14 protein-coding genes, 3 tRNA genes and 1 pseudogene are annotated in these 24,363 nt (G+C 69.3%); 9 read left to right on the top strand and 9 right to left on the bottom strand.

Features of this window, described 5'->3' with window-relative positions; translation table 11 throughout:
• Nucleotides 1–76 precede the first annotated feature (76 nt).
• Both HV826_RS28830 and HV826_RS28825 read left to right on the top strand, forming a co-directional pair.
• Entirely contained in the window at nucleotides 77–868 is a 792-nt protein-coding gene (locus HV826_RS28830; protein WP_176420186.1) for a glycosyltransferase family 2 protein, read from the top strand.
• A gap of 9 nt (nucleotides 869–877) precedes the next feature.
• A complete protein-coding gene (locus HV826_RS28825; protein WP_176420184.1) occupies nucleotides 878–1,735 on the top strand; it encodes a ChbG/HpnK family deacetylase in 858 nt (285 codons plus the stop codon).
• 251 nt (nucleotides 1,736–1,986) lie between these two features.
• Here the strand turns inward: HV826_RS28825 and HV826_RS28820 are convergent, their stop codons facing one another.
• The 8 genes from HV826_RS28820 to HV826_RS28785 all read right to left on the bottom strand — a co-directional run bounded on the left by HV826_RS28820 (nucleotide 1,987) and on the right by HV826_RS28785 (nucleotide 14,977).
• Complete coding sequence (locus tag HV826_RS28820) at nucleotides 1,987–2,655, bottom strand: bifunctional 2-polyprenyl-6-hydroxyphenol methylase/3-demethylubiquinol 3-O-methyltransferase UbiG (RefSeq protein ID WP_176420182.1); 669 nt, start codon at nucleotides 2,653–2,655, stop codon at nucleotides 1,987–1,989.
• Complete coding sequence (locus HV826_RS28815) at nucleotides 2,652–3,785, bottom strand: mannosyltransferase family protein (RefSeq protein WP_176420180.1); 1,134 nt, start codon at nucleotides 3,783–3,785, stop codon at nucleotides 2,652–2,654. The genes HV826_RS28820 and HV826_RS28815 overlap by 4 nt, the downstream gene beginning before the upstream one ends.
• 91 nt (nucleotides 3,786–3,876) lie before the next feature.
• Nucleotides 3,877–6,117 carry a fatty acid oxidation complex subunit alpha FadJ gene (fadJ, locus tag HV826_RS28810; protein ID WP_176420178.1) on the bottom strand — a complete coding sequence of 747 codons (2,241 nt, stop codon included), beginning with the start codon at nucleotides 6,115–6,117 and terminating at the stop codon, nucleotides 3,877–3,879.
• Entirely contained in the window at nucleotides 6,117–7,418 is a 1,302-nt protein-coding gene (fadI, locus tag HV826_RS28805) for an acetyl-CoA C-acyltransferase FadI (RefSeq protein WP_176420176.1), read from the bottom strand. Before fadI ends, fadJ begins: the two co-directional genes overlap by 1 nt.
• 134 nt (nucleotides 7,419–7,552) lie before the next feature.
• Complete coding sequence (gene hemE / locus HV826_RS28800; protein WP_176420174.1) at nucleotides 7,553–8,599, bottom strand: uroporphyrinogen decarboxylase; 1,047 nt, start codon at nucleotides 8,597–8,599, stop codon at nucleotides 7,553–7,555.
• 55 nt (nucleotides 8,600–8,654) lie between these two features.
• Nucleotides 8,655–11,000 (bottom strand): alpha-amylase family glycosyl hydrolase, encoded by a 2,346-nt coding sequence (locus HV826_RS28795; RefSeq protein ID WP_368671012.1) that lies wholly within the window; start codon nucleotides 10,998–11,000, stop codon nucleotides 8,655–8,657.
• 14 nt (nucleotides 11,001–11,014) lie between these two features.
• Complete coding sequence (locus tag HV826_RS28790; RefSeq protein ID WP_176420170.1) at nucleotides 11,015–12,511, bottom strand: hypothetical protein; 1,497 nt, start codon at nucleotides 12,509–12,511, stop codon at nucleotides 11,015–11,017.
• A gap of 39 nt (nucleotides 12,512–12,550) precedes the next feature.
• Nucleotides 12,551–14,977, bottom strand: a complete 2,427-nt coding sequence (locus HV826_RS28785) for a glycogen-debranching protein (protein WP_255208054.1) — start codon at nucleotides 14,975–14,977, stop codon at nucleotides 12,551–12,553.
• Between the two features lie 254 nt (nucleotides 14,978–15,231).
• On the opposite strand from HV826_RS28785, the gene HV826_RS28780 reads away from it, so the two are divergent.
• The 7 genes from HV826_RS28780 (at nucleotide 15,232) to HV826_RS28750 (ending at nucleotide 23,138) form a co-directional block, all read left to right on the top strand.
• On the top strand, nucleotides 15,232–16,320 hold the full coding sequence (locus HV826_RS28780) for an ABC transporter ATP-binding protein (RefSeq protein WP_176420204.1): 1,089 nt from the start codon (nucleotides 15,232–15,234) through the stop codon (nucleotides 16,318–16,320).
• On the top strand, nucleotides 16,317–18,497 hold the full coding sequence (locus HV826_RS28775; RefSeq protein ID WP_176420166.1) for an extracellular solute-binding protein: 2,181 nt from the start codon (nucleotides 16,317–16,319) through the stop codon (nucleotides 18,495–18,497). Before HV826_RS28780 ends, HV826_RS28775 begins: the two co-directional genes overlap by 4 nt.
• Nucleotides 18,494–19,342, top strand: coding sequence for a sugar ABC transporter permease (locus HV826_RS28770; RefSeq protein ID WP_163777498.1), 849 nt, complete (start codon nucleotides 18,494–18,496; stop codon nucleotides 19,340–19,342). Before HV826_RS28775 ends, HV826_RS28770 begins: the two co-directional genes overlap by 4 nt.
• A 5-nt stretch (nucleotides 19,343–19,347) precedes the next feature.
• Entirely contained in the window at nucleotides 19,348–22,662 is a 3,315-nt protein-coding gene (locus HV826_RS28765; protein WP_255208053.1) for an IPT/TIG domain-containing protein, read from the top strand.
• A gap of 146 nt (nucleotides 22,663–22,808) precedes the next feature.
• Nucleotides 22,809–22,880 (top strand) — tRNA-Val (locus tag HV826_RS28760).
• Nucleotides 22,881–22,895: 15 nt separating this feature from the next.
• A tRNA-Asp gene (locus HV826_RS28755) sits at nucleotides 22,896–22,972 on the top strand.
• Nucleotides 22,973–23,064: 92 nt separating this feature from the next.
• A tRNA-Asp gene (locus HV826_RS28750) sits at nucleotides 23,065–23,138 on the top strand.
• Nucleotides 23,139–24,029: 891 nt separating this feature from the next.
• Here the strand turns inward: HV826_RS28750 and HV826_RS28745 are convergent.
• Nucleotides 24,030–24,236, bottom strand: a pseudogene (locus HV826_RS28745) (ATP-binding protein); the annotation flags it as partial.
• Nucleotides 24,237–24,363 lie beyond the last annotated feature (127 nt).

Below are 24,363 nucleotides of genomic sequence, written 5' to 3'. Positions count from 1 at the left end.
CCCCTGCCATTGGATAAAAACAGGATTCTCTGCTAGCGAGCCGCCAACTCCGCAGGTCCGTCCGCCGAGGTCCCCCGTGGCCCAATACCCGAGCATCAGCCTGTTCTTCCCGGCCTGGAACGAAGAGGACTACGTCGAGCGTGCCGTCAGCCGGGCGCTGGAGGTCCTCCCGGCGCTGACGGACGACTTCGAAATCATCGTCGTCAACGACGCGTCCACGGACCGCACCCGTGACGTCTGTGAGGCGCTGGCCCTGAAGGTTCCCCAGCTTCGTGTCATCCACCACCCCGTGAATCTGAAGCTGGGTGGCGCCATGCGCACGGGGCTGGCGGCGTCGACGAAGGACATCGTCGTGTACTCCGATGTGGACCTGCCCTGGGACATGCGCGAGCTGGAGCGGGCGCTGCACCTGATGTCGTACCTGGAGGCGGACATGATTTGCGCCTTCCGGTTCGACCGCACGAGCGAGGGCCCCAAGCGCATCGTCTACTCGTTCGTCTACAACCTGCTCATCCGGTCGCTGTTCGACATCCAAATCAAGGACGTCAACTTCAGCTTCAAGGTGATGCACCGCCGCGTGCTGGAGGCCATGGAGCTGCACAGCCAGGGCTCCTTCATCGACGCGGAGCTCGTGGTGAAGGCCATCCGCCAGGGCTTCCGCGTGTTCCAGATGGGCGTGGACTACTTCCCGCGCACGCGCGGCGTGTCCACGCTGGCCTCGCCCTCCGTCATCGCGAAGATGGTGCGCGAGCTGATGCGGCTCTACCCGAAGATGCGCGCGCCGCAGCCGCCGGTACATCCGGTGCGCCTGCCACCCTCCGTTCAGCAGCTCCACGCGGCGGCGCCGGGCCGCGCGGCGCGAGGCTGAGCCCTTCGCATGACGCGCCCCCTCACGCGCCTGGTGGTGAACGCGGACGACCTGGGGCTCCACGCCTCACTGGACGCGGGCATCCTCCGCGCGCACCGCGACGGCATCGTCACCAGCGCCACGCTGCTGGCCACGGGCCCCACCGCGCCCGAGGCCGCCGCCCGCGCGAAGGAGGCGCGGCTCGCGGTGGGACTGCATCTGGCGCTCTCCACGCGGCTGCCTCCCGCGGCGCCCGCGCATGAGGTGCCCACGGTGGCGCCGGACGGCCGGATGCGGGGCGGCTGGGCCGACTTCGCTCGCGCGTGGCTCACCGGACAGGTGCGCCGGGACGAGCTGGCGCGCGAGCTCTCCGCGCAGCTTCAGCGGGCCCGCGCGCTGGGCGTGGCGGTGGACCACCTGGACGGGCACCAGCACCTGCACCTGCTGCCCGGAGTGCGGCCCCTGGTGGAGGAGCTGGCCGCGCGCGAAGGGCTGCCCCTGCGCTGGCCGGACGCGCTCCCCCGCCCTCGCTGGTTGAAGGCGCCGGGCCCCGCGCTGAAGGCCACGGTGCTGGCCGTGCTCGCACACGCCGCGCCTCGGGCGCCCCAGGGCGTGCGCCGGGTGAGCGCGGGCGGCGTCTTCGAGGCGGGGATGCTGGACGAGGCCGCCCTGCTCGCGGTGGTGGACGCGCTGCCCGCGGGCGACTTCGAGCTGGGGTGTCACCCGGGTGAAGGCACGCCGCACGTCTCCGAAGACCCGGCGTGGCGCTACGGCTGGGAAGCGGAGCTGGCTGCATTGACCAGCACGCGCGTCGCGTCGCGGCTACGTGAGCGCGGCATCGAGCTTCACAGCTATGGGACGCTGTTCTCCGCCTCGGCCGAAGAGTGACAGCGCGGCGTTCAGCGCCACGGCGATGAAACGGTGCACTCCGCCTCATCGCGCAGCGCAGGTGAGCGGAGCGCCGGAGTCGCCGCAGCAGGTGAACCATCCGCTCCGGGGGGAGCCGGTCCCTTGGCTCGCTGTTCGGAAATGTCGGGGGTTTGCGCCGCGAAATCTCCCGACATTTCCGAACAGCGAGCTCCTGAGGTGCGCTCCTCCTCGCCCCGAGGAACAAGGCGCGGCGGCGCCCAGCCTCACAGCTACGGCGCCCTGCCCTCCGCCACGTAGAGGACGTGCGGCGTGGTGTAGCCCTGGCCCAGGTCCACCACCTCACGCACCTCGAAGCCCGCGTCCTCCAGGCAGCGCGTCATCTCCGCGCGAGGCTTCAGCGCCATGCCGCCGCTGGCCTTCGTTCGGCCCAGCAGCGACACCATCACCCACTCCTGCGCCAGCGCCTTGCGGTGCTTCCAGGAGCCGTCTCCCTCCACCTCCTTGAGCAGCAGCCGCCCGCCGGGCTTCAGCAGGCCCCGCACGGTGGAGAGGAACCCGGGCCACCGAGACTCCGGCAGCAGGTACAGCACATCGCACACCACCGCCGCGTCGAAGCGGCCGGGAGCGCCCCGAGCCAGCGTCTCCTCCACGGTGCCTTCCTCGATGCGCACGTTGGGCTGGCCCGCGAGCGCCCGCCGAGCCCAGGCCACCTTGCGCGAGTCCGGGTCCACGCCATGCACGATGCGGCCCGAGTCCTCCAGGGCCAGCAGCGCGGACAGCAGCCCATGCCCACAGCCGATGTCCGCCACGGTGCCGCCCGGCGTGCGCGCGGCCATGGCCAGCAGCGGCGCGGAGAAGGCCCGCGCGTGGACGTGGAAGCGCTCGGCGACGGGCAGCCCGTCGTAGCGAAGGAGGGCCTGTTCGAGGAGTGCGCTCATGAGACGTAGTAGTCCGCGCCGAAGGCCCACGAGAGGACGAGCAGCGACGCGGCGCCCACCGCCAGCGCCCCGCGCAGCAGCAAGGGCCGCTCGCGCAGCAGCATCGCCGCGGTGAGGAAGACGGGGAAGGCGGACAGCAGGTAGCGCCCCATGCCCATGAAGTCCTTGGTGGACCACGCGGGCAGCCCGACGATGGCCAGCACGTAGACGGCGTAGCCCCACCCCAGCAGCTTGCGCGTGGGCCACACCAGCGCCAGCGCCAGCACCGTGAAGAAGGCATGCGCGGCCAGCCGGAGGGCCTCGCGCTTGTCCTGCGGCGCCAGCACGACGCGCTCGAACCAGCTCACCTTCAGCCACGTGTGCCAGCCGGGAATCTGCTCCCAGCCGGGCGCCCCCTGCACCTTCACGAAGGCCACAGGGTCACCGAACTGGTGCCACAGGAAGAGCATGTACGCGCCGAAGCCCAGGCCCGACAGCACCGGCAAGAAGTCCACCGCGCTCCACTTCTCACCTCGCGCGTGCTTCCACTCCAGGCGGCGCACCAGCAGGCCCAGCACCACCGCGGGCGCCACGGGCCGGGCCGCGGTGGCCACCGCCGCGACGAGGATGGCGGGCCCCAGGTGCCCACGCTCCAGCAGCAGGAAGGCCGCCACCACCAGCAGGACGAACAGCGCGTCCGAATACATGGCGCCGTAGAAGAAGAGCGTGAAGGGGTAGCAGGCCATCAGCAGCCCGGCCTTCAGCGCCGTGGCCTCGTCCGTCAGCTTGCGCGCCCAGACGGTGAAGAGCACCAGCGCCAGCGGGCCGCACAGCAGCGTGATGAACACGCCGGACTGGTACACGTTGGGCCCCAGCGACTCCACCGCGCGGATGAGCAGCGGGTACAGCGGGAAGAACGCCACCGAGCTCTGCTGCCCCGGGACGAACTGGTAGCCCTCCTGGGCAATCCGCATGTACCAGCTGGAATCCCAGGCCACCCAGCCCATGGTGAAGTACTCGTCGAGCCGGACGACGGGGTTGTCGGGGTCCTTGTGGAAGAAGCGCCAGGCCCCGGCGGTGGCGGCTGCGCCACAGGCCACGACTGCCGACAGGACGACGAGGGCGATGGTGCGGGACGCGGAGCGTGCCATTCGGCCCGGGAGGCTCGGGCCAGTGACGGCCTCCGGTCAAGCCCGGGAGCCCCTGATATGTGGAGCTCCCGGGTGCGGTCACTGGAATGACTCAGCGCGGGTAGAACGTCTTGCCCGCCTTCACCAACTCCACCAGATGCGGCGCGGGGGCGAAACGCTCCCCGAGCTTGTCGTGGTAGTGCTCCAGCTTGCGCAGCACCTCGGCGGGGCCGCGGCTGTCCACGTAGTGGAAGGGGCCACCGAGGAACGGCGGGAAGCCCAGGCCGAAGATGGCGCCCACGTCGCCGTCACGCGCGCTGCGGAGGATGCCCTCGCCCAGGCAGCGGATGGCCTCGTTGACCATCTGCAGCACCACGCGCTCCGCCATCTCCGCGCGGTCGAAGGAGCGGCGCTCCGTGCCGTGGGGCAACAGGGCGTAGATGGAGCTGTCCACCTCCTGCTTCTTCCCGTCCTCGTACAGGTAGAAGCCCTTCTGCGTCTTGCGGCCCAGGCGGCCGTCGGCCACGACCTTCTCCAGGGCCTTGGGCGCCGCCATGCGCTTGCCGAAGGCGGCCTCCATGATGGGGCCCACCTTCTGCGCCACGTCGATGCCCACCTCGTCCAGGAGGGTAATCGGGCCCACGGGGAAGCCGAACTCGACCAGCGCCCGGTCCAGCTCCGCGATGTCCGCGCCTTCCGCCAGCAGGTACGCCGCCTCATTCATGTACGGCGCGAGGATGCGCGAGGTGTAGAAGCCCGGCCCGTCGTTGACGACGATGACCGTCTTGCCCTGCTTGCGCCCCACCTCCACGCAGGTGGCCGTCACCCAGTCCGCGGTGCCCGCGTGGGTGATGACCTCCAGCAGCGGCATCTTGTGGACCGGGCTGAAGTAATGCATGCCGATGACTTGCGCCGGCCGGCGGCTGCCCTTGGCCAGCTCCGTAATCGGGATGCTGGAGGTGTTGGACGCGAAGATGGTCTGGTCGCCGGTGACGGCCTCCACCTCCGCGATGATGCGGTGCTTGAGCTTGAGGTCCTCGAACACCGCCTCGATGACCAGGTCCGCCGACTTGAAGCCGGCGTAGTCCGTGCCCGCCGTCACCAGGGCCGACTTCGCAGTGGCATCGCGGCGGGTGAGCGAGCGCCGCTTCACGCGCTCATCCAGGATAGACTGCACCTGCTTCATGGCCCGGCCCACGCCCGCGTCGTCCTTGTCCTTCACGCGCACGGGCACGCCCTGGAGCACGCTGGTGACATAGGCGATGCCGCCGCCCATCAGCCCGCCGCCCAGCACCGCCACCTTCTTCACCTCGCGCGGCTTCGCGTCGGGGTTGGCGGTGCCGTTCTCCTTCTTCAGCGCCGTGGTGGCGAAGAAGATTTCAACCAGCCGCTTGGAGACGTCCGACACCACCAGCTCGCCAAAGGCCTTCGCCTCCGCCTCCTGGCCCGCCTTGTGCCCGGACTCCAGGCCCACGCGCACGACTTGAAGCGCCTTCTCCGGCGCGGGGAACTTGCCGCGCGTCTTCTTCAGGAGCTGCTTGCGCGCCTGGTCGAAGAGGACCTTGCGGCCCAGCGGGTTGTCCTCCAGCGCCACCTCCGCCCACAGCTCCTTGTTGGCCAGGCCCTGGATGAAGCCCGCCAGCCCCTTCGCCTTGCCGCTCGCGGCCACACCCTTGAAGCCCTGGCCGTGACGGCGGTCCACCTTCAGCTTCCCTTCGGCCAGCTCCTTCGCGCGCCGCACGGCGATGGCGCGGAGGATGGGCGCCGGCACCACTTCATCCACCACGCCCAGCTTCTTCGCCTTCGCCGGCTTGAGGCTCTTGCCGGTGAGGATGAGGTCCAGCGCCGCCTGCACGCCAATCAGCGCCGGCAGCCGCTGGGTGCCGCCCGCGCCCGGAATCAGGCCCAGCTGCACCTCCGGCAGGCCCAGCGACGTCTTCGGGCTGTCGGTGGCGATGCGGTAGTCACACGCCAGCGCCCACTCCAGGCCGCCGCCCAGACAGGCGCCGTGGATGGCCGCGACGACGGGCTTGGGGAAGGCGTCCAGCTTGTCGAAGCCCTCCTGTCCGTTGCGGCTGATGGCGGTGGCCTCCTCCGCCGTCTTGATGGTCTGCAGGAAGTCGATCTTCGCCCCGGCGACGAACGAGTCCTTCTTGCCGGACGTGAAGACGACGGCCTTCACCTCGGGCTCTCGCTCCGCGCGCGTCATGACGCGCAGGAAGGCCTCGCCCGTCTCCGGCGACAGCGTATTCACCGGGGAGTCCGGCAAATCGAAGGTGATGACGGCGACGCCGTCCTCCACCTGGTACGAGAAGCCCTGCTTCACCTCGAGCTCTTCCGCCTTGGTGGCCATCACGCACGCTCCAGGATGACGACGGCGCCCAGGCCGCCCGCCGCGCAGACGGTGCACATCACCGTGTTCTTGTTCCGACGCTTCAGCTCATTGAGGGCCTGGGTGACGATGCGCGCCCCCGTGGCCCCGAAGGGATGGCCAATGGCGATGGAGCCGCCCGTCACATTCAGCCGCTCGCGGTCGACTTCGCCCACCGGCGCGCTCCAGCCCGCCTTCTTCGCGAAGGCCGGGGACGCCAGCGCCTGGAGGTTGCTGGCCACCTGCGCGGCGAAGGCCTCGTGCATCTCCACCAGGTCGATGTCCGAAAGCTTCATGCCCGCGCGCTTGAGCGCCGTGGGCACCGCGTAGGCCGGACCCTGGAGCAGCTGGTCCCCCGGGTCCGTGGCGGCGTAGGCGTGGCTGCGCAGGAAGCCCAGCGGCTCGTAGCCCAGCGCGCGCGCCTTCTCCTCGCTCATCAGCAGCAGCGCCGCGGCGCCGTCCGTCAGCGGCGACGCGTTGCCCGCCGTAATCGTGCCGTACTTGCGGTCGAACGCTGGCCGGAGCTGGCCCAGCGCCTCCAGGCTGGCGTCCTCACGGACGATGTTGTCGCGCTCCGCCGTCTTGTCGAACTTCGGCGGCACGACGACGTGCATGACCTCGTTGTCGAACAGGCCGTCCTTCCACGCCTTGGCCGCGTTGCGGTGCGAGTTGAAGGCGATGCGGTCCTGCTCCTCGCGGGAGATGCCGTTCTCCTTGGCCATCTTCTCCGCGCTCTCCCCCATCGTCATGCCGGTGGAGTACTCGGCGATGGCCGGGGGCACCGGCAGCAAGTCCTTGGCCTTGAGGCGCTGGAAGGGCTTGAGCTTGTCCGGCAGCGAGCGCCCCTTGGACGCCGCCACCAGCGCGTGGGCCAGCGGCCGGCTGGTGAAAATCGGCGCGTCCGACATGGACTCGGTGCCGCCGGCGATGATGACGTCCGCCTCGCCCATGGCAATCGCGTTGGCCGCCGTCGTCATCGCCTGGATGGACGTGGCGCACGCGCGCGACACCGTGAAGGCGTCAATCGTCTTCGGCAGCCCCGCCGCGATGACGACCTCGCGGGCAATGGACGGCGCCGTCAACGTGGGGATGACCTGACCGAACACCACCTGGTCGATGACGTTCGGGTCCAGGTCCGTCTTCTGCACCAGCTCCTGGACCACCAGGCGGCCCAAATCCAGCGCCGTCAGCCCCGAGAAGACGGAGCCCGCCTTGACGAACGGGGTCCGCAGGCCGCGGACGATGGCCACCCTTCGGGGGCCGTTGCGCTTCTCGCTTGCCATGTGTGCCTCACCTCCAGCGACGTCGGGAGGTGGGCATCTAACGAGCGGCAATGCGCCGCGTCAATCGTCCGTTGATTCAAAAATCAATCGGTTGACACTCCCTACGGGGCTGCCCGCGGGGGGTGAAAGCGACCCTACGGCCCCAGCGTGCCCTGGCGCAGCGCCACGCCGTGGCGGTGGACGGCCTCCACCAGGAACTTCGCGGACTCGGGGTCCGTGGGCGGGAGGATGCCGTGGCCCAGGTTGAAGATGTGCCCCTCGGGGCCCGCGCGGCGGAGGATGTCCTTCACGCGGCCGTCCAGCTCCTCGCGGGGGAGGAACAGGTGCAGCGGGTCCAGGTTGCCCTGCACCGCCACGTCCGGCCCCAGCACCTTCCGGCCCTCGTCCATGGGCAGCGTCCAGTCCAGGCCCACCACGTCCGCACCGGTGCTCTTGAGCAGCGACAGGTGCGTGGACATGCCCACGCCGAAGACGATGACGGGCACGCCGGTGGCCTTCAGCTCGGACACCATGCGCTTGAGGTACGGCATGCAGAAGCGCTCGTAGTCCCACGGCGACAGCTCGCCGCCCCACGAGTCGAAAATCTGGACGATGCTCGCGCCCGCCTCCACCTGCATCTTCAGGTAGGGGATGAGCGTGTCGGTGAGCTTGCCGAAGAGGCGGTGCGCCAGCTCGGGCTGCTCGAACATCAGCCGCTTGATGAGGATGTAGCTCTTGGAGCCGCCGCCCTCCACCATGTACGCGGCCAGCGTGAAGGGCGCGCCCGCGAAGCCGATGACGGGCACGGCGTCATGGAGCGCCTTGCGCGTGCGGCGGATGGCCTCGGCCACGAAGCCGGTGCCCTCCACGGGGTCCGGCACGCCCAGCTTGTCGATGTCCGCCGCGGAGCGCACGGGGTTGGGGAAGTGCGGCCCCTTGTCCCCCAACTCCAGGGTGATGCCCATGGCCTCCACGGGGATGAGGATGTCGGAGAAGATGATGGCCGCGTCCACGCCCAGGCGTGTCACCGGCTGGACGGTGACCTCCGCCGCCAGGTCCGGGTGCTTGCACAAATCCAGGAAGGCGATGTTGCCGCGGATGGCCCGGTACTCGGGCAGGTAGCGGCCGGCCTGGCGCATCAGCCATACCGGCGTCGTGTCAGTGGGCTGGCGGCGCGCCGCGCGGAGGAGTCGGTCGTTCACTTCGGACCTCGGAGGTGGGCCCCGCTCCAGGCGGGGCGAAAGGAAGCAGGTGCGGTCAGCGCCGGCTCCACGCCAAGGTCTGGCGCAGCGGCCCGGTGCCTTCGTCCACGAACAACAAGCGGTTGGCGCCGTCCTCCCAGTCGAGCGTGCCCTGGGAGCCGTCGCGCAGGAGCTTGTACTCGAAGATGGCGCCAACGGGCAGCGACAGCGCGAAGCCGTCAGGCCCTGGACGAAGCGAGCGCTCGGGCTTCCACCCGCCCAGCTCCGGCCCGCTGCCCACCAGCCGCACCGCCGGGTCCTCCACTGCCAGCTCCACCGTGCGCCGCGTGCCCATCCCCCGCCACCGCAGGCCCGCGAGCTTCGCCGCCGTGGCGAAGCCGCCCGCCGTCTGGGGCGTCAGCCGCGCCAGGGCCACCTCTCCAGCGGGCACACGCACAGAGCCCACCTCTCCGGCGGCCAGCGGCGGCGCCAGGGCCAGCGGCTCCAGCTTCGAGCCAGCCAGCCCGTCCGGCAGCGGCACGTCCACGGCGCTGTCACGGGTATTCACGGCGATGACGACGGCCTCGTCGGCGGTGACGCGCGCGTAGGCGAAGAGGTCCTCCCGGGCGGCGAGCATCAACGTCTCGCCGCGCTGGAGGGCCTCACTGCCACGACGCAACGCCAGCAGCCCGCCAATCCATGCGCGCAGCGGGTGGTTCGTGAAGCGCATGTCGCCTCGGTTCTCCGGCTCCTTCGCGCCCGTCAGGCCCTCCTCGGTGCCGTAGGTGAGCGCCGGCACGCCGCGCGCGGTGAGCTGCACCGCCAGCGCCCGCTTCACCCGCTCCACGTCGCCGCCGCACTCACTCATGACCCGGGGCAGGTCGTGGTTGTCCACCATCGTCACCAGCGAGCCCGGCGCCGGGTACAGCCGGTCGTTGAAGAGGATGGCGCCCAGGTGCGACGGAGAGCGGTCCCTGCAGAAGACGTCCACCAGCGCGAAGGCCAGCGGGAAGTCGAACATCGTCCCGAAGCGACCTTCCTTCATCGTGTCCGACAGCAGCACCGGGTCGCCGTCCAGCATCTCCCCCAGCAGCAGGAAGCCCGGCCCCGCGTGCTGGCGAAGGTCGTCGTTGTAGCGAGCCCAGAAGGAGGTGGGCATGTGCTTCACCGCGTCCAGCCGGAAGCCCGCGGGCTTGAGCACGTCCACCCACCGGCGCGAATGCGCCAGCAGGTGCGCGTACACCTCTTCCTTCTCCACGGCGAGGTCCGGCAGGCCGTGCACGTCCCCCATCACCAGCTCGCGCGAGTCGCTCCAGTCCTTGATGGGCCCCAGGCCGTGGAACCAGTCGGGCCGCTCACGCGACAGGCGCGTCTCCGGCCCCACGTGGTTGAGCACCACGTCCAGCACCAGCCGCATGTCCCGGCGGCGCAGCTCCGCCGACAGCGTCTTCAGCAGCGCCTCGTCGCCGAAGCGCGGCTCCACCCGGCCGAAGTCCTCCACCCAGTACCCGTGGAAGGCGCCGTACCCGTAGAACGTGTCGGTGCGCATCTGGAAGACGGGTGAAAGCCACACCGTGCGGACACCGAGCTGCTGAAGCCCGTCCAGCCGGTCAATGACACCTTGCAGGTCTCCGCCGTGAAAGGCCTGCGCGTCCTCCAGGTCCACCGCGCCGTCGTTCTTCGGGTCTCCATTGGAGAAGCGGTCCACCATCACGAAGTAGACCGCGTCTCCCGCCGGCGGCTCCCACGAACCCCGGTAGGGCTGGGGCGCGACCGGCGTGCCCTTGCCCGGCTCGATGCCCGGCCCGGCCGGCGCGTTGAGGCCCGGCACCGTGCCCGGGCCACCGTCCGTGTCCGGCACCAGGAAGGGCGAGGCCAGGAAGGAGTCGAACAGCGCGCCCGCCTGACTGGCGATTTGCGGGGCCACCTCCAGCTGCGCGTCGTCCTCGCGCTGCTGGTCGAACTGGAGGGCGGCGCCGTAGTCCTGGCTGACGACGGTGGGCGCCATGGCGGAGTCCGCGCGCGCGCCCGTGGTCCGCACGGAGATGTCCCACGAGAAGCGGCCGCCCACCTGGCTGAAGAACGTCACCCGCGTCTCCACCAGCAGGTGCAGCGGCGCCTCCGGCGTCAGCGCCTTCAGCATCTCGAAGCGGCGCTGCGAGTCGCGCACCTTCGCGAAGTAGGCGGCGTAGTCCGCGTAGGGCACCACCTCCGCGCGCAGGTTGCGTTTGGCCAGGGTCTCCGCGATGCGCTGCTTCAGCCCCTCCGGGACGTCCGCCACCACGCCGGCCCGCCGCGCGTCATCCCGCACGTAGGCCACTGCGACCACCGTGCCGACGGGCGCCAGGGGCGGCGGCGCCGCGCGGGGAAGACACGCCGCGAGCGTCACCGCGGCCAGCGCCGCCGTGAGGGAGACCACCACGCTCCATCGCCTTGTCAGAACCATCCTTCGGCCTCAATCGCGACCACCGAGTGCCAGTGACGCTCGGGGCCGACGTAAACGTTGTACTGGTCCAGGCTGTCCACGAAGGAGTTGCCGAACGCCGCGTGCTGGGTGGAGCGCTGGAGCCCGTACAGCAGCCGCAGGCTGGGGCGCGCGTAGATGCTGCGGCCCGTGGGGTTGAGCACCACGCCGGCCTTGAACTGCCAGGTGTCGCGCGTGTCGCTGTCACCGAACTCCAGGCCACGCGCGTCCGCCATGCCGCCGGTGCTGGTGAACACCGAGTCCACGTGGTTGCGGTAGAGGTTGCCGTTCAGGCTCTTCTCGCGCGCGAGGCTGCTCTCCACCAGGAGGTGGACCCTGTCGGTGAGGAAGTACTGGAGGCGAAGCACCGTGGAGGCGATGACGCGGTTGTCCTCGCCCGCGACGATTTCGTTGTCCTTGTTGAACGAGTAGCCGGCCCACACGCCCCAGAGCGCCTCCAGCTTGTCGGGGATGATGCGCAGGTAGGCCTCGTTGCCGAGGTTGGCGTCGTAGCGCTCGTCGGTCTGGTCCGTGACGTACACGGTCCAGTCCCGGCCCCGGAAGTTCTCCGTGTAGAAGGGCTGTGGGTGGCGCTTCTCGAAGGTGAGGTACATGTTGCTCCACACCAGCGGCCCCACATTGCCGAAGCCCAGGTAGCCCATGGCCCGGTACGACAGCGCGCTGCGCGCCTGGAGGTCCGGGACCAGGTCCTCCACGCCCGGGTTTGCCTCGAAGTAGCGCCGCACCACCTCGCGCCGCGCGAAGTTCTCGTAGCTGGTCCCGGGCGACGCATAGAGCGCGTTCCGGTTGCCGCTCACCGCGGGCTCGTAGCCCACCTGTCCGCGGATACCCACCTCCAGGTGCCCGGGAATCAGCCGGTAGCGGAACGACGCGGCGCCCGTCAGCACCGTGTTGTAGTTCCGGGGCCGCAGCGTGTAGCCGCTGTCACCGACCGCCAGGAGGACGTCGTAGCGGTCGCCCTGGTACGTGCCGGACAGGCCCACCGTGTCCCAGAGCACCGTGCCGGGACGCTGGTCGTAGATGTGCAGGTCGTTCCAGCGGTCCTCGAGCGTGCCCAACTGCCACGTCACCCGGTCCAGCAGGATGTTGCCGGCGCGGACGAAGAGGTAGTCGGCGCTGAAGTTCACCAGCGAGCCGTTGCCGGGGTCCGCTGAACGGAACGAAGTGCCGGAGATGCGGGAGTGGACCTCGGCCCACACCTCATCGGACCCCGGCGTGGCCTGGAGCGCATCCAGCCGGAGGTTGAGCTCGCCGTAAGGGCTCTCGTTGAGGAGCCGGCCGTAGAGCCAGTAATAGCCCAGCTGACCGGAGCCGCCCGAGAAGTCCGGGCGGGTCATGATGCGGAAGTAGCCCGCGGCCCCGAAGCGATCTCGAGGAGCATCGGCCAGGGCAACGAGTGGGAGGAACGTCAACAGGAGGGCGCCGAGGCGCGCAGGCAGGACTCGCATGGGCGGGCCCTGCTTATAGCGCAACCTCGGCTGCCTGCCCTACTCCGCGCGCAGGACGACGATGGTTCTTTCCGGCATCCCATACGTCGGGCCGTTCACAGGCGACGGGATATCCAGCCACGCGTTGCCCGTGGACCGGCTGTCCAACCCCGCGGTCGTGAGATAGGCCGGGCTGTCGAAGTACGCCTGCGTGTCGATGAGCCGCGTCCACTTGCGGCCTTCGGGCAGCGTGAACTCCACCGCGCGGGGCTCCATGTTGATGAGCACCAGCAGCTCCGGCCCGTAGGACGCGTCGTGGTAGTGAATCATCAATTGCTTGCTGTCCCACGCCGCCTCGGTGTTCTGGGCGCTCTTCCAGGCCAGGGGCGCGCCCGCGCCGTAGTCCTTCGGCGCGAAGGCGTAGGCGTGCTCCTTGCGCAGGCGGATGGCTGCCTTCACGAACTCGAACATGCGGTGGCGTTCGTCGCGCGCCAGGTACGCGCCCCACTGATACCAGTTGAAGGCGTTGTCGGAGAGCGTGGAGTAGGCGTTGTTGTTGCCCAGCTGCGTGCGCATCCACTCGTCGCCGCCGAGAATCATCGGCGTGCCGTGGCTGATCATCATCGACATGAAGGCATTGCGAATCATCTGCCGGCGCATGCTCTCCGCGCGCTCGTCGCCAATGGGCCCCCAGTTGCGGGAGCGGTTGTGCTCCTCGCCGCTGACCTTGTCGCAGAAGGGGCTGTTCGGGTTGTCACAGCACACCGGGTTCAGCGGACCGCAGCGGTTCTGCTTCTCGTCGTACGCGAACAGGTCGTACATCGTGAAGCCGTCGTGCACGGTGATGAAGTTCATGGAGTGATACGGGCGGCGGCCGTTGCGCTCGAACCACTCCTGGCTGCCGTACATCAGGAAGCCGCCGTCCACCGTGCCGGGCCGGCCGCACAGCGACCCCTCATTGGAGTTGAGCTTCCAGCCGTCCTGGTTGATGAACGCGCGCCACCAGTCACGGAAGCGGCCGTTCCACTCGTACCAGCCGTTGCCCGGCTGCGTCCTGGCGTTGGGGAACTCGCCCAGCGGCATGCAGTACCAGCCGCCCGCGCTCCAAGGCTCGGCGATGATGCGGGTGTTGTACTTCTGGAGCACCGGGTCGTCGATGACGTCCTGGAGCACGGTGTTGCGCGGGTCGTCCCAGCGGTTGTAGTCGCCGTCGCGCTCCCCCAGGATGGGCGCCAGGTCGAAGCGGAAGCCGTCCACGTGGAGCTCTTCCACGTAGAAGCGCAGGCTGTCGATGATGAGCTTGCGCGTGGGCCGGTGGTTGGGCCGCATCTGGTTGCCGACGCCGGTGTTGTTCCAGTACGTGCGGCGGTCCGGGTTGAGCGCGTAGTACGCCTGGTTGTCGATGCCGCGGAACGAATAGAGGCCGGCCGTCTCCGCGGGGTCCAGGGACTCCAGCGGCTCGCCGGGCATGACGTCATCCGTCTCCAGCTTCTCGCGCCACAGGCCGCCTTCGCCGGTGTGGTTGTAGACGACGTCGACCAGCACCTCGATGCCGTGCTTGTGGAGCTGCTCCACCATCCACTTGAACTCGTTGATGACCTGGTGCGGCTCCTTGAAGGCCGCGTAGGACACCTCGGGCGCGAAGAAGTTGATGGTCTGGTAGCCCCAGTAGCCACCGTCCAGCGGCTTCTCGTGGATGGGCAACAACTCCACCGCGGTGATGCCCAGCTCGGCCAGGTAGGCCGCCTTCTCACCGAAGCCGCGGTAGGTGCCAGGGAAGCGCACGCCGCTGGCGGGGTCCGCCGTGAAGCCCTTGGCGTGGACCTCGTAGACGATGAGGTCCTGCCAGCCGTGGCCCTGCCAGTGCTCGTCCTGGCGGTTGGCGCGCCACTGCTGCTCCACCTCGCCCCACGAGTAGTCGCCGTCCTTGACGAGCACGCTCTTGGCGGAGGCCGCGTACGTCACCTCCGTGCGGGCGGGGCCACTGGCCGTGCTGCCCTTGGTCCAGTCGTGGTCGCGGTGCAGGGCCTTGGAGTACGGGTCCGTCAGGAGCTTGTTCGGGTTGAAGCGGTTGCCGTAGACGTCCGCGTCCGCCTTGAAGCCGTGGATGGACCCGGGGAACCACCGCGGGTCATATTCCCAGTTGGGGCCCCACGCGCGGAAGCCGTAGTGCTGCCCCACGCCCACGCCTTCCACGTAGACGCTCCACACGTCGCCGTAGCGCGTCATCTCGTAGGTGCGCGCCGGGCGGTTGCTCTCCGGATCCTCGAAGAGCAGCAGCTCCAGCCGGGTGGCGTTCTCCGAATACAGGGCGAAGTTCACGCCCTTGTCCACGTACGTGGGGCCAATCTGGCGAAGCGACTCGATGTCATCCACCGAGTAGCTCGGGGCCCGAGCCTCACCGTGGTACAGCCGGACGTAGTCGCTCTCGCTACAGCCAGCGGCGAACAGGGCGGCGGACAGCGCCACGCCCACGAGACGGGACATTCTGGGAGTGCGCATCAGGTAGGCTGACCTCGAGGTCCGGACATGACTCGGCCCGGCAATAAATCTCCGCTTCCATAACAAGCGCCTTCCGTGGCTGACAAGGCAGGGCCCCGGCGTCGCCTCGGGGGCGGCCCTCCGTTCAGTGGTGTACACCCCTGGATGACGCAGTGCGTGCAACCAAGGAGGTTTGAGGAAAAGACGAGCGCCCGGGTAAGGTGCGCGACCGTCTTCCCATAAATTTCTCCGAGCACGACTTGTCCGAAGTCACCCTGAGTGGGATCAAGAAGTCGTTTGGCCAGAACCTCATCGTGAAGGGCGTGGACCTTCAGGTGGGCGAAGGCGAATTCCTGGTGATGGTCGGCCCCTCCGGGTGCGGAAAGACGACCCTGCTTCGGCTCATCGCGGGCCTGGAGCAGGTGGACGCGGGTGAGGTGCGCATCGGGGGCGCCCGGGTGAACGACGTGCCGCCGCGTGATCGCGACGTGGCGATGGTGTTCCAGTCCTACGCGCTCTACCCGCACATGACGGTGCGGGAGAACCTGGCCTTCGGCCTGACGCTCCGGAAGTTCCCCGCGGCGGAGATTGACGCGCGCGTGCAGGAGGTGGCTGGGATGCTGGAGCTGCGCCACCTGCTGGAGCGCAAGCCCAAGGCCCTGTCCGGCGGCCAGCGCCAGCGCGTGGCCATGGGCCGCGCCATCGTCCGCAGGCCCAAGGTCTTCCTCTTCGACGAGCCCCTCTCCAACCTGGACACCGCGCTCCGCGTCCAGATGCGCGGCGAGCTGGCGCGGCTGCACCGCCGGCTGAGCGCGACGATGATCTACGTCACCCACGACCAGGTGGAGGCCATGACGCTGGCCACCCGCGTGGCCGTCTTCAATGGCGGGCTCCTCCAGCAGGTGGGACCGCCGCTGGAGCTCTACAACCGCCCCGCCAACCGGTTCGTCGCGGGGTTCCTCGGCTCGCCCGCCATGAACTTCCTGGAGGCGCGGCGCGAGGGGGCGCTGTTCACCGGCAAGGGCTTCACCCTGCCCTGTCCCGCGGACGTGCCCACCGAGCAAGCCACGGTGCTGCTGGGCCTGCGCCCCCAGGATTTGCGCGTGGTGGCCCAGGGGCCGCTCACCGGCACCGTGGACGCGGTGGAGCGCCTGGGCTTCGACGGGTACGCCTTCGTCACCACGGAGGCAGGGCTGGTGGCCGCGCGCTTCGACAAGGGCGTCCACGTCGCAGTGGGTGACAAGGTGCAGCTGGCCCCCGTGGCGGACGCCCTGCACGTCTTCTCCCAGGACGGCGCGGTGGCGCTCCGCCATCCGGAGCAGTGCGCCGCGTTGGAGGTCGCGTCGTGAGCAGGTGGCTCTGCCTGGCGCTGCTCGCCACGGCGCTGAGCGCGCACGCCGCGCCGGAGACGGCGAAGCCGCTGAAGCTGTGGCACGCGTACCGCGGCGGCGAGGAGACGGCGCTCGTCCAGGCCACGGAGCTCTTCACCGCGAACACGGGCGTCCAGGTGGAGCTGCTCGCCCTGCCCTACGACGCCTACGCGGCCAAGCTGACCAACGCCATTCCGCACGGCGTGGGCCCAGACGTCTTCATCTTCAACCACGAGCGGCTGCGCAACTTCCACGCGCAGCACCTGGTGGCTCCCGCCAGCGGCCTGGCGCGCGCGGACTACTTCCCCAACGCCATCGAGGCGCTGGAGGTGGATGGCCAGGTGTACGGCTATCCCATGTCGCTCAAGTCGCTGGCGCTGTACGTCAACACGAAGCTCGTGCCCCAGCCGCCGGAGACGACGGACGCGCTGCTGGCCATGCTGCCCGCGCTGTCGGACGCGGGCGAGGGCCGCTTCGGCATGGCCTACGAGAGTGGTGACTTCTACTTCCACGCGGGCTTCCTCTTCGGCTTCGGCGGCGAGCTGTTCGACGCCTCCGGCCGCGCGAGCTTCGACACGCAGGGCATGGCCCGCTCGCTGGCCTTCGTGAAGGACCTGCAGGACCGGCGCTTCATTCCCCAGGAGGCCTCGGGCGCGCTGGTGAAGAGCCTCTTCAACGACGGCCGCGCCGCCATGGTCATCAGCGGGCCCTGGTTTGCCGGGGAGATTGCCCCGGACGTGGACTACCGCGTGGTGGGGCTGCCGGTGGTGAGCGCCACGAACCTCCCCATCCGCCCCTTCCTGGGCGTGGAGACGGCCTACGTGTCATCGCGCTCCGCGCGGGCGGAGCAGGCCCAGGCGCTGGCGCGCTTCATCTCGCTGGGCGAGGCCTCCCGCGTTCGCGCCACGGTGGGCCGGCAGATTCCGGCGGACGTGGCAGCGTACAGCTTGCGCGAGGTGCGGGAGGACACGCTCATCTCCTCCTTCCGGGAGGCGGCCCGCCACGCGACGCCCATGCCCAACACGTTGGAGATGGCGCGCGTGTGGGAGCCCATGAAGCTGGCGCTGCGCGCGGTGCTCCAGGGCGGCACCGAGCCCCAGGACGCGGGCGCGCTGGCGGACCGGCGCTACCGCGCGCTGCACCGCGAGCGCCCGCCCGAGGCCAGCCCGCTGCCGTGGCTGGGATTGGTGGGCGCCATGGCGCTGGGCGGCTCCGTCTACGTGCTGCGGCGCCCGGCGGCGACGCTGCCCTTCAAGCGACGGTATCCGGACGTGGCGCAGGCGGTGGCGTACATCACCCCCGCGGCGGCCGGCGTGGCGGTGCTGGTGTTCGTGCCCTTCGCGGTGGGCCTCAGCCTGTCGCTGTTCCACCACGAGGCCGGGGAGTACTCCTTCGTGGGCCTGGCCAACTTCGTGGACATCCTGGCCAGCCGCGGCTACAGCCTCACCGAGCCCCTGTCCTTCTACTTCACGCTCGCCGTGACGCTGCTGTGGGCGGTGGTCAACGTGGTGCTCCACGTCAGCATCGGCCTGTTCCTGGCGCTGCTGTTGAAGGATCCGCTGCTGAAGCTGCGGGGTGTCTACCGGGTGCTGCTCATCATCCCCTGGGCCGTACCCAACTACATCACCGCGCTCATGTGGAAGGGCATGTTCCACCGGCAGTTCGGCGCCATCAACGGCCTGCTGGTGGCCCTGGATTTGGAGCCGGTGAGCTGGTTCACCCGCTTCTCCACGGCCTTCGCGGCCAACGTGGCCACCAACACCTGGCTGGGCTTCCCCTTCATGATGGTGGTCGCGCTGGGCGCGCTCCAGTCCATCCCCCAGGAGCTCTACGAGGCCGCGGAGGTGGACGGCGCGAGCAAGTGGACGCAGTTCCGCCGCATCACCCTGCCGCTGCTGAAGCCCGCCATGCTGCCGGCCGTCATCCTGGGCAGCGTGTGGACCTTCAACATGTTCAACATCATCTACCTGGTGTCCGGCGGTGAGCCGGGCGGCGGCACCGACATCCTGGTGTCCGAGGCATACCGTTGGGCCTTCCAGCGCAACGAGCAGTACGGCTTCGCGGCGGCGTACTCGGTCCTCATCTTCGTGGTGTTGCTGGCCTGGTCCACCTTCACCAGGCGCCTGATGCGGTCGTCCTCGGAGGTGATGGGATGAACCGCCCCTCGCGCTTGAAGATGGCCGCCATCCACGCCGGGCTGACGCTCTTGTGCATGGCCACGCTCTACCCGGTGCTCTGGGTGGTGAAGATGGCGCTGTCGCCCACGGATGGGCTGGCGCTCACCGCCAACCCCTTCCCCGACACCGTCACGCTGGAGCACTTCCGGCAGGTGCTCTCCGGCACGGACGCGGCGGGGCGGTGGGTGTTCGGCCGGCAGCTCCTGGCGAGCATCGTCGTGGCCGGCGCCACCACGCTGGTGGGCCTGACGCTGGCGGTGTCCGCGGCCTACGCGCTGTCGCGCTTCCGCTTCCCCGGCAAGGAAGGTGGGATGCAGGCGCTGCTGGTGACGCAGATGTTCCCGGCGACGCTGATGATGGTGCCCATCTACAGCATCCTCCAGAAGCTGCACCTGCTGGACAGCCTCACGGGGCTCGTCCTCGTCTACGCCACCACCGCCCTGCCCTTCTGCATCTGGAACCTCAAGGGCTACTTCGACACGCTGCCGCGCGAGCTGGAAGAGGCGGCGGTGATGGACGGCGCCTCCACCTTCCAGGTGTTCGTGCGCGTGGTGCTCCCGCTGGCCCGGCCCGCGCTGGCCGTGACGGCGCTCTTCTCCTTCATGACGGCGTGGAACGAGTTCATCCTCGCCGCCACGCTGCTCAATGACCCGTCCCGCTTCACCCTGCCCGTCGCGCTCCAGCGCTTCGTCGGCGAGCACAAGGTGGAGTGGGGCAAGTTCGCCGCGGGCGCGCTCATCGTCTCCGCGCCGGTCATGGCTTTGTTCTTCGCTCTCCAGAAACACCTCGTCGGCGGGTTGACCGCTGGCGGCGTCAAGGGGTGATGTCGATGTCGTCTCGCTGCCTCCGTGCCCTCTTCCTCGTCCTGCCTCTGCTGGTCGTCGCCTGTGGCGATGACTCAGACGGAGGCCCTCCTCCCAGCGACAACGCGCCCATCGTGCGGGAGGTCCAGCCCTCGGGCGGCCCCGTCGCGGGAAACACCCTCATCAACGTCTACGGCTCCGGCTTCAAGGAAGGCGCGAAGCTGTACTTCGGTCAGCAGGAGGCCCTGCGGGTGGTGGTGGTCAACACCTACCGCATCTACGGCTACACCCCCACGGCCACCTCCGGCGCGGTGGACGTGCGCGTGGTGAACCCCGACAGCGCCCACGGCACCCTGGTGGGCGGCTTCACCTACGAAGGCGCGCCGTCGGCGAACATCGACCAGGCCGAGGTGCTCAACGGCAACGTGGACGCGGTCAGCAACGGCCAGCCGGTGGGCACCACCGTGCGCGGCGCCGTCACCGTGGCCGGCATCACCCGCGGCACGGGCCAGGGCGGCGGCATCCGCGCGCAGGTGGGCTTCGCCCCGGCGGACGCGGAGCTGCTCAACCCGGAGCGCTACACCTGGGAGGAGGCCACCTACGAGGCTGACTCGGACAGCCGCGAGGCGGACATCTACCAGGGCACTGTGCTGCTCCAGCCGGCCATTGGCGGTGAGAGCCGCGAGTGGGTCGTCACCATGCGCTTCTCCATCGACAACGGCGCGACGTGGGTGATGGCGGACGGCGACGGCAGCGCCAACGGCGTGTCGGAGGACATGCTGCGCCGGGTGTTCATCTCCCGGCCGCGCGTGGACTACTGCAAGCTGGGCCCGGACAACAACCGCGGGCCGCTCAACGTCTTCTACCGGCCGGGCGACACCACGCTCGTGAAGGTGGCCGGCCAGGTGTACGCGGCGGGCGTCACCCAGGGCAGCGGCGCGGGCTCGGGCCTGGTGGCGCAGCTCGGCTACGGCCCGGCGGACTCGGACCCGCGCAGTGACAGCGGCTGGACGTGGGTGAACGCCACGTACAAGACGGACCACGGCAACAACGACGAGTGGGAAGCGGACATGCCCAACCCAGGCACCGAGGGCACCTGGCGCGTCGCCTACCGCTTCAGCATCAGCGAGAACGCGTGGCGCTTCTGCGACGTGGACGGCGTCAACGACAGCACCGAGGGCGAGCTGACCTTCAGCCTGTCCAAGCTGGGCACGCTCACCGTGGGTGACGAGGCGCCGAAGCCGCCGGTGACGTGGTGCAAGATTGGCCTCGACCAGACGCCGCCGGAGGTCATCAACTACACGACGACGCAGACCTCGGGCCTGAAGACGGTGCATGCCCAGGTCAACCTGCCGGGCGTCACGGACCGCGAAGGCGCGGGACCGGGCCTGTCGGGCCAGCTCGGCTGGGGCCCCGTGGGCGAGGACCCGCGCACCTCGCCCCTGTGGAACTGGTCGGCCTCGCTGACGTTCGACCAGGACAACTTCGAGGTGAACGACCAGTGGAAGGGCACGCTGCCCAACCCGGCCATCAACGGCGAGTACCGCTATGCGGTGCGCTTCAGCCACGACGGCGGCCCCATCCGCGTGTGCGACGGCAACGGCGTGGACGACGGCGGCCAGGACTTCGAGCTGGACCAACTCGGCACGCTCAACGTGACGGGCCAGCCCGTCATCCCGCGCGTCATCGGCTACTGCAAGCTGGGGCCGGATGGGAACAACACCCCGGAGACGGTGACGTACACGACGACCACCACGGCCAGTCGCCGCGTGGAGGCCCAGGTGTTCGTGCAGGGCGTGACGAATTCCGCGGGCGAGGGCGAGGGCATCGTCGGTCAGCTGGGCTGGGGGCCCGCCGGTGAGGACCCGGCCACGTCCTCGCAGTGGAGCTGGACCACGAGCGGCGAATACGCGTCGGACCTCGGCAGCAATGACGCGTACGAGGCCACGCTGCCCAACCCGGGCACGGTGGGCAGCTACCGGTTCGCCTATCGCTTCCAGGTGAACGACGGCGAGTTCCTGCTGTGCGACGCGGACGGCAACAGCGGCGGGGCCACCGGCTTCGACGCCGCGCTGACGGGCACGCTCACGGTGACGGAGGCGCAGGCCATCAACGTCGTCAACTACTGCAAGCTGGGGCCGGACGGGAACAACACGCCGCAGTCGCTGGCGTACACCGCCGGTGAGGCGGCCAGCCACGTCATCGTCGCGTACGTGAACGTGGCGGGCATCACCGACACCACCACGGGCGAGGGCGCGGACATCGTGGGCCAGCTCGGCTGGGGCCCCGCCGGTGAGGACCCGGCCACGTCCGGTGCGTGGGACTGGAGCACGACGGGCCAGTTCGCGGAGGACTTCTTCGACAACGACCGGTACCAGGCCACGCTGCCCAACCCGGGCGTGGTGGGCGGCTACCGGTTCGCCTACCGCTTCCAGGTGAACGGCGGGGAGTTCCTCTACTGCGACGCGGACGGCAACAGCACCGGCCCGGATGGCTTCGACGCGGCGCTGACGGGCAACCTGGCGGTGAGTGAGGACCCGGACCCCGAGCCCACGGATGCCTACTGCCGCCTCCAGAGCGTGAGCGGCACGACGGTGGGCAGCGGCGACACCGTCACCGTGGTGGGCCGGGTGCACATCCCGGGCGTCACCGCGGGGACTGGTGCGGGCGCTGGCATCCAGGTCCAGGTGGGCGTGGGCGCCGCGGACGCCAACGCGTCCACCCAGGCGGCCGCGTTCACCTGGAAGGCCGCGGAGTACACCGGCGAGGCGGATGGCGAGGCGGACACGGACGAGTTCTCCACCACCGTGACGCCGGCCTACACCGGCGACCGCGCCATCAGCCTGCGCTACTCCACGGATGGCACCGCGTGGACGTACTGCGACAAGGACGGCAGCGACGTGGGTGGCTACACGCTGGGCCAGCAGCACGCCCTCACGGTGGGTAACCACGCGGGGATTGGCTACTGCAATCTCCAGTGGCCCTTCGAGATCGCGGCGGGCGCCGAAGGTGACCCGCGTATCGTCTATGGCCAGTTGTGGGCGGAAGGCGTCACCCCCGGAGGAGGCCAGGGCGCGGGCGTCGTCGCGGAGCTCGGCTATGGCCCCGTGAGCAGCGACCCGGGTGTCTCCGGCTGGACATGGCTGGCGGCGACGTACCTCAGCGACGAGGGCGACAATGACCAGTACTCCGTGAGCCTGCCAACGGGCGTGCCGGCCGGGACGTCCTACACGTACCGTTACTCCCTCAATGGTGGGCCGTTCTGCTACGGCGACCGGAACGACCGGGGTGGCAGCACCAACGGCTTCAGCGGTGGGGACATCGGCACGGTCACCCCGTAGCCAGGCGGCGTTCAGGCTGGCCGCCCGGATGCCCACCAGGGCCCGGGCGGCCTCCCGGAATGATCGGGGCTGCTGAAGCGTATGCTTGACAGTGTCGGATGAGGCCGATAAAAGCCCGCCTCACCGAAGCGCGGCGGACGCCTGACGGGCGGATAGCTCAGAGGTAGAGCGGCGCCCTTACAAGGCGATGGTCACAGGTTCAATCCCTGTTCCGCCCACTGTCGTACCGATGTGGGGAGTTAGTTCAGTTGGTTAGAACGCCGGCCTGTCACGCCGGAGGCCACGGGTTCAAGTCCCGTACTCCTCGCCAAATAAGAAGGGCCCGGAATCGCAAGGTTCCGGGCCCTTCGCCTTTTAGTGAGAGGCTCGGTTTTCGGCGCTGCCGCTCGCGGTTCCCATTCTGGGGAGTTAGTTCAGTTGGTTAGAACGCCGGCCTGTCACGCCGGAGGCCACGGGTTCAAGTCCCGTACTCCTCGCTCGAATGAGCCCCCAAGTCCCTGAGACTTGGGGGCTTTTTCGTTTCCGGCTTCGCCTGTAGCGCGACTGTAGCAGTTCGTCATGTTGATGCCCCCTTGCGGATCGAGCCGCAGTTTCTCGACTTCGGTGCAGAGCGCCTCCCACGGCAGCGTGGTGTAGGCGTTGATGATTCCAGGAGGCGGGCCGTGAGTGACCCACTTCAGGATTTCGGGCCTAGCGCCATCAGCGACAGCCAAGCTGATGAACGTCCGCCGCGTGTCATGAGCGCGCCGCAGAGGCCGCCCAAGCGCCCCTAAGTCCTCGTGGAGCAGCCGGAGGACAGCCTGCTGCCGGCGGTGCTGTCCACGCGGGGAAGGGACCACCAGGTCTTCGAGTCCCGGATTTCGCCCCATGAATCGCGACCACCCTTCCTCACGCCAGGACGCAAGCAGGCGTGCAAGCCAGGGGTGCACGGGAACGGCGCGCACGACGTCCGTCTTCGTCGACTTCACCGCCAAGCGGCGGTGACTGAAGCTGGAATGCACCCACAGCCGCCCCAGAGGACTGAGCGTCTGCTCGTAGGCGTTCCACGTCAGCGCGGCCGCCTCCCCCGAGCGAACACCTGCCAGGAAGAGGATGGCGTACAGGATGCGCCGGTCCTCCGGTACATGACCGTCAGTGACGAGTTGCAACACCTCCGCGCGTGAGTACACAGCGCTGGCGCGCCAACGAGGGTCCGCATCCTGGCGCGCCGGCAATTCGCCTCTACGCTCCCGTAGTACGCAAGGCGACGACGCAACCACCTCCTCAATGCGTATTCCGGCGAAGGTGAGCACCCATTCCAGTTCAAGCCGAGCAGCCGTTCCGGCCATGGCGAGCAGTCGGAGCGTCAGCGACGCTGGGACGTTCGTTCACTTCACCTGCTTACGCGCCTTCGTCAAATTCGCGTCCGCCTTGCGGGTGGAGTCCCCGGCGAGCCGGAGGCGGTGGGCGTTGTGGACGAGCCGGTCGAGGATGGCGTCGGCCAGCGTCGCGTCGCCAATGACGGCGTGCCAGTCCTTGGGCTCCAGTTGGGATGTCACCACCGTGGAGGACTGGTGGTAGCGGGCCTCCAGGACTGAAGTTGCCCCGGTTCCGCAGAGCGTTCCGCGCTTTCGCCCTCAAGCGGCAGCGCGGTGCTTCTTCTCGTAACCAGCGGGTGACTCGTAGTCGAGCGCGGAGTGGCGCCTGAGCGGGTTATACCAG

The organism is Myxococcus sp. AM010, assembly GCF_013372585.1.
GTDB lineage: Bacteria > Myxococcota > Myxococcia > Myxococcales > Myxococcaceae > Myxococcus > Myxococcus vastator.
Note: the sequence above shows the minus strand (reverse complement) of the source record. Positions and strands in the feature narration are given on the sequence as shown.

Coding starts and splice junctions, on each gene's coding strand:
- HV826_RS28825 (WP_176420184.1), top strand. CDS start 878: ATGACGCGCCCCCTCACGCGCCTGGTGGTGAACGCGGACGACCTGGGG.
- HV826_RS28820 (WP_176420182.1), bottom strand. CDS start 2,655: ATGAGCGCACTCCTCGAACAGGCCCTCCTTCGCTACGACGGGCTGCCC.
- HV826_RS28815 (WP_176420180.1), bottom strand. CDS start 3,785: ATGGCACGCTCCGCGTCCCGCACCATCGCCCTCGTCGTCCTGTCGGCA.
- fadJ (WP_176420178.1), bottom strand. CDS start 6,117: ATGGCCACCAAGGCGGAAGAGCTCGAGGTGAAGCAGGGCTTCTCGTAC.
- fadI (WP_176420176.1), bottom strand. CDS start 7,418: ATGGCAAGCGAGAAGCGCAACGGCCCCCGAAGGGTGGCCATCGTCCGC.
- HV826_RS28790 (WP_176420170.1), bottom strand. CDS start 12,511: ATGCGAGTCCTGCCTGCGCGCCTCGGCGCCCTCCTGTTGACGTTCCTC.
- HV826_RS28785 (WP_255208054.1), bottom strand. CDS start 14,977: ATGTCCCGTCTCGTGGGCGTGGCGCTGTCCGCCGCCCTGTTCGCCGCT.
- HV826_RS28770 (WP_163777498.1), top strand. CDS start 18,494: ATGAACCGCCCCTCGCGCTTGAAGATGGCCGCCATCCACGCCGGGCTG.
- HV826_RS28765 (WP_255208053.1), top strand. CDS start 19,348: ATGTCGTCTCGCTGCCTCCGTGCCCTCTTCCTCGTCCTGCCTCTGCTG.